Below are 5,315 nucleotides of genomic sequence, written 5' to 3'. Positions count from 1 at the left end.
GACTTTAGGGGTAGTTGTAATATTTGCCATCATAGTTTCTATTTATTATTTGGGCATAAATTATCTTGTTTTCAAAACAAGAGTGGGATATCCATTTGACGAAAAGCACCTTACAGAAGTCCAGCTTACAAAATCAAAAGCTATTCCTTTAAATATTACTTATGAATATCCTTTGGTGAATTTTTCGGGTTGTAAATTAATGATCTATGGTCAAACCATATCAGATTCTAAATTACTATACTCTGGTGATTATAAATCCAAGATTATGCTAAAAGACCTAGAAGATAATATGATATTATCTTTTAGGCTCATTAAAGATAACAAAGTTTATATCTATGGTTCGAAAGGAAAGGGAGTGTCTGCTGCCCATGCTAAAAGAGGCTATAAAGCAACATTATTCTTAAGTCATAGCGAAAAATATAATGGACATTATAAGATTGAGGTTATCAATTGACATTCTAAACATTATAAAATGTGTTTTCACTATTCACTCCAAGTTGAAGCTCTGAAAATAGAGGATCGGTACCAGGCTCACTTTGTTGATCCAGAAGGTTTTCAACCATTTTTCTATACAAATGGTTATGACCATCAAGCTTTACCCGTAATTACGAGTGAGGCATCCGGAGAAATTCAAAGATATTATTGGGGGCTTATTCCTTCTTGGGTTAAAGATCGTGATTCTGCAATAGATATATGGTCCAAAACCCTTAATGCACGGTCGGAATCAGCATTTGAGAAGCCATCGTTTAGGCATGCGATTAGATATAACAGATGCTTAATCCCATGTACGGGATTCTATGAGTGGCATGATTATAAAGGAAAGAAATATCCCTATTTCATACAGCTAAAGGGGAATGCTATATTTTCAATAGCGGGTATTTGGGAAGAGTGGATAGAAAGAGTGAAGGGAACCAAGGTAAACACTTTTTCCGTGCTGACAACTGATGCTAATCCAATGGTGGCAAAGATTCACAATATTAAAAAGCGGATGCCTGTAATCTTGCCAGTTGAAAAGGAAAATAGGTGGTTAGATCCGGAATGCTCCCGGGAAGAAATTAGTGCTATGCTATGTCCTTATGAAAAAGAAATGGAGGCTCAAAGTATCAGCAAGCTAATCACTGCTAGAAACGAAAACCCAAATCAGGAAGCGGTGCAGAAGCCTTTTCATTATCTCGAGTTAGATTTGCCTGATATTGTTCATTCTTAAATAATATCTGAAAACCTTCTTGCCCAGGGATTAATCTTCCTTTTTTCCTACTGGGTTGAATATTTTCCATACTCCCAAGGTGCTATAGGGTTCTTACTTTGTAAAAGGCCGGCCTTCTTTTCTCTTTCCATAATTTCTAAATTAGCTAAGGTTGAATCCTTGGAAAAAAATTTGTAATGCCAGGCTAGACCATTTTTTATAAGTTCTTGGGATAGATCCTTGTTTTGATATAACACTCTTGCTATAAGCCTTCCATATCGGTCGGTAGTAGATGTCCTTACCGTGATCTCATGCCCTTTAATTTCTTTCATTACAAATTCTTTGGCTTCCAATCCAAATGCCTGAGAAGTCTCAGGACAATCTATTCCCTCAACTCTAATTTTATGTTTCTCTCCAGACGCAGTAATTAAATGGAAGGTGTCACCGTCACTAATATAGGTCACGGAGCCGGTTATTGTTTGGGCTTGGAGGTGAAAGGATACGAAGAGGAACAGCAAGAGCGGAATTTTCATATAGAAAGGTAACGATATATTGGTAGAATTTGAAAATGATATTGATGATTTTTATGAACAAAAGTCAACAAGAAAATAAGAAAATAATAGGAATGGAGAACCTTACGTCCCTTATTGGTGGGAGGGTAAACTAGGCTTTTTATTCGTGATTCGCGAATTGCGAATTGAAATTTAAAACTGTATCTTTATGAAAAATGCAAAAGAAATGAAAGAACATAAAGGGATGCGTCCACAAGATATCGTAATTCTTCTAAAGATTGCGATCTACCAAGGTCGTCCTTGGTTAATGAAAGATATCGCGTATGATTTATATATTAGTGCCAGTGAGGTAAGCGAAAGTATCAATAGGTCTATGATGGCGGGTTTTATTGCATCCGATAAAAAAAGATTAATGAAACAGGCTCTATTGGAGTTTCTTCAACATGGTATAAAATATGTTTTTCCCCAAAGGCCTGGAGCCGTGGCAAGAGGTGTGGCCACAGCTTATTCAGCAACTCCATTAGTAGAACAGCTTCAAAGTGAAGAACCTATTGTGTGGTCTTATGCCGAGGGTAATATTAGAGGCCAAACTATTGAACCTTTATACCCATCTGTTCCAAAGGCCTGCCTTAAAGATCCAAAATTATATGAAGTTTTAGCCTTAGTTGAGGCATTGCGGATTGGTAGAATAAGAGAACAAATTTTGGCAATTGAAGAATTGAAAAAAAGAATATGAAAAATTCTGTAATTAATAAGAAGGTTATAAAAAAGGTAGCAACAGCTTTAAAGGAACTAAATGAAAAAGTTGTATATGTAGGAGGGGCCGTAGTAAGTATGTATATAGACGATCCTGCTGCTGATTATGTTCGGCCAACAAAGGATGTAGATATAAGTCTGGAGATCGTAAGTATATTTGAATTAGAACAGATAAGGCAAGACCTTAACCGTAGGGGATTCTATCAGAGTTCTGAGGACGATGTAATATGTCGTTTTAGATACGACGATGTGAAGGTTGATGTCATGTCTACAAAAAAGATAGGGTGGGCTCCTGCCAATCCCTGGTTTGCCCCTGGCTTTGTAAACAAAGAAGCTGTGGAAGTTGATGATATAAAAATTTACATCTTGTCACTACCTTATTATTTGGCAACAAAATTTGTTGCATTTAATAGTCGTGGGGGTTCTGATCCAAGAATGAGCCATGATTTTGAGGATATTACATATATTCTTGACAACCAAACTAAGTTAGTTGAAATCATTTCACTGGCCCCAAGTGATGTTTTAAAGTTTCTAAGAGGGGAGTTTAATGCCATTCTAAAAAGTGATATGCTACAAGAAGCAATCCAGGCTAACCTATATTATGAAACCCAAGCCCAGCGGTTTGATGGGATTATTCAGAAATTAAGAAGGATTTTGGATAAATTCTAACCTGTCCGAAAACTACAAAGTCAATTTTTAATTTAATAGCATATGGAAAATCCAATAATTATCAATAAGTGATTAGGTAATCAAATCCATTTTATTTCGGATTTGCTCTAATTTTATGTTGCTAATATACAAAGGGTTACATTGATTTCACTTCCGCCTCACCTTTTCAGTTGCTCAATGAAGAGAGAAGTTAATTAATAATTGAATTTGGGTTTAGTATTCATTTCCAACTCCTAGGAGAGGTATAATCGTAAATTAAACCTTCAATTTTTCTTTTTCTGTTTTGAAAAGGTCCTTAATCCCTAATAGGACAAAAATACTTTTTTAAAAAAAAAATATTATTTAATTTTGGAAAAATAAATTGGATATTGACACTTTCTTTTAACAAGGAATTGTTCATAAATTCAGGGCAAAATGCTAAATAATTATTTTCAGAGAGTGTGGCTTAAAGGAAAATATTTAGAGACATTTACTTAAAAGGAATACTTTCATTGGCCTAAAAATTCTTTTCTTGATTATTTTATTACCATAAAAGCAAAGAGTTTTTGATTTCTTTAAATCATTCAATTAATTTGAAATAAATTTATTATACTTTTTCAACAGTTAATTACTCCCATAAAACTTTGGATTATTTAAAGTATAAATAAGAATAGAGGGTAAGTTACCTCTTTTTTTTAATAGAATATTAATGACCATAAGATTACTAATTACCCATGAAGATTAAAATATCTATTTTAGTTATACTGTTTTCAGTGTCCCAATTGGTTTATTCTCAGCAACCTAAGGTGTCATTTAGCAGTGGGCGCCTTTTTGTTGATCCAACCACTTTAGAAGAGATTAATAGCCCATATCTTTCTTTGTTACTTAGAGGACAACAACAATGGATAGCTTACGATCCTGAGGTAAAAGAAGGAAGATTTGTTAGTGTGGCTTCATCTCCAGCAGTGGCTGTTACTTGCGGATACATTAAAGGAACATTTAACTTTTTAGGAAAAAGGATAGAAGCAGATGAAAATAAATACACTGGAATAGTTGTGGGTGTTTCGCCTAATAAAAAACTTTTATGGTCCCATAAACTAGAAAAGGATCTGGTTAATAGTAAATTTAGTTCTGCTGTATGCTTAAAGGGAAGTGCCTTGAGCGTGGTAAGTGGCTATTTTTTTGACGAGGAGAATTCAAATAGCCAGGCCGTGCTGATATGTTTTAATAGATCTGGAGAAATTTTATGGAAAAAAGAAATTACTGAAGCAAAAGGCTATGAAATAAAACAAAATACTAAAGGTGAAATATTCTGGCATGTGGCTATGGAAAAGGGGGGTGACCAATATAGCTCTAGTATTTTTAAAGTTGATTCCAAGAATGGCACCACCCTATTCACAATAGAGGAAGAGGGGCTATTGCAACCCATTGGAATTAAGGGGGCAATGACTTTTGATTTTACGGCAAATCACGAACTTATTACAGCAAGGACAATAATTGAATCCAAAAATGTGCTTCGACTTAATAAGTACAATGAAAATGGTCAACTTCTTTGGACAAACAACCTTGTAGAATATAGTGGAAATCCAGAATCAATTTTGCCACAAGGAGTAGTGGAGGATATTAATGGTCAATTTCGGCTAGCCACTAATTTAACGGATAGAGTTTTCTTGCCTGAAAATAACATTGAATTAATTCCAGCAGGTTCTTCAGATATTTTATTATTTAACCTTAACTCAAAGGGTACCCTTATTGGTCATGAGCAATATGGTGAAAAATTTGCTTCAACTGCGGGCTTTTTTAAAACTGGTAATAGGGTGGGGCTAATTGGTGCCTATAAAGAGAATCTTAAAATCCAGGACAACAGTCTTTCTTATTCAAAAAATAGAGGGTATCCACAAGGTTATAACCTTTTGTTGAAAGAATTTGCTTTAAAGGTTGATGTTGAACTTCCTCAAAGTTTGAAGGAAAATAAAACTCCCTTTGCAATTTTTCCAAATCCTTCTGAGAATGGTATCATAAATATACAAAATGAAATAGTTGACACAGAAAATTATTATACAATTAAGATTTATGACAGTGCTGGCAATTTGAAATTAAGTAAGGGGAAGCTACCCAAATCAACCTCAATCCAAGATCAAATTAGTGTTCATGACCTTGCAACAGGTTTATATCTGGTTATTTTTTATCAGAATAATCAAATTCTTAACTCT

Annotated in this window: 6 protein-coding genes; 5 read left to right on the top strand and 1 reads right to left on the bottom strand. The window is 34.5% G+C overall.

Annotated features, from left to right (window positions below; translation table 11 throughout):
- Both E1171_RS23740 and E1171_RS07865 read left to right on the top strand, forming a co-directional pair.
- Positions 1-454: hypothetical protein (locus E1171_RS23740; RefSeq protein ID WP_187696334.1), on the top strand; the 454-nt coding region annotated here is incomplete at its 5' end.
- 18 nt (positions 455-472) lie between these two features.
- Positions 473-1,207: an SOS response-associated peptidase gene (locus E1171_RS07865; RefSeq protein ID WP_246164236.1), complete on the top strand. Its 735-nt coding sequence runs from the start codon at positions 473-475 to the stop codon at positions 1,205-1,207.
- Between the two features lie 47 nt (positions 1,208-1,254).
- Here the strand turns inward: E1171_RS07865 and E1171_RS07860 are convergent, their stop codons facing one another.
- Positions 1,255-1,650, bottom strand: coding sequence for a thermonuclease family protein (locus E1171_RS07860; RefSeq protein WP_187696333.1), 396 nt, complete (start codon positions 1,648-1,650; stop codon positions 1,255-1,257).
- A 256-nt stretch (positions 1,651-1,906) separates the two neighbouring features.
- On the opposite strand from E1171_RS07860, the gene E1171_RS07855 reads away from it, so the two are divergent.
- The 3 genes from E1171_RS07855 to E1171_RS07845 all read left to right on the top strand — a co-directional run.
- Complete coding sequence (locus E1171_RS07855; protein WP_246164234.1) at positions 1,907-2,434, top strand: hypothetical protein; 528 nt, start codon at positions 1,907-1,909, stop codon at positions 2,432-2,434.
- Positions 2,431-3,123, top strand: a complete 693-nt coding sequence (locus E1171_RS07850) for a hypothetical protein (RefSeq protein WP_155205459.1) — start codon at positions 2,431-2,433, stop codon at positions 3,121-3,123. The genes E1171_RS07855 and E1171_RS07850 overlap by 4 nt, the downstream gene beginning before the upstream one ends.
- Positions 3,124-3,836: 713 nt before the next feature.
- On the top strand, positions 3,837-5,315 hold a 1,479-nt coding region (locus E1171_RS07845), incomplete at its 3' end, for a T9SS type A sorting domain-containing protein (RefSeq protein ID WP_155205458.1).

Source organism: Xanthovirga aplysinae (assembly GCF_009711365.1).
GTDB classification, from domain to species: domain Bacteria; phylum Bacteroidota; class Bacteroidia; order Cytophagales; family Cyclobacteriaceae; genus Xanthovirga; species Xanthovirga aplysinae.
The sequence above is the reverse complement of the archived record's forward strand: the minus strand, read 5'-3'. Positions and strand labels throughout refer to the sequence as shown.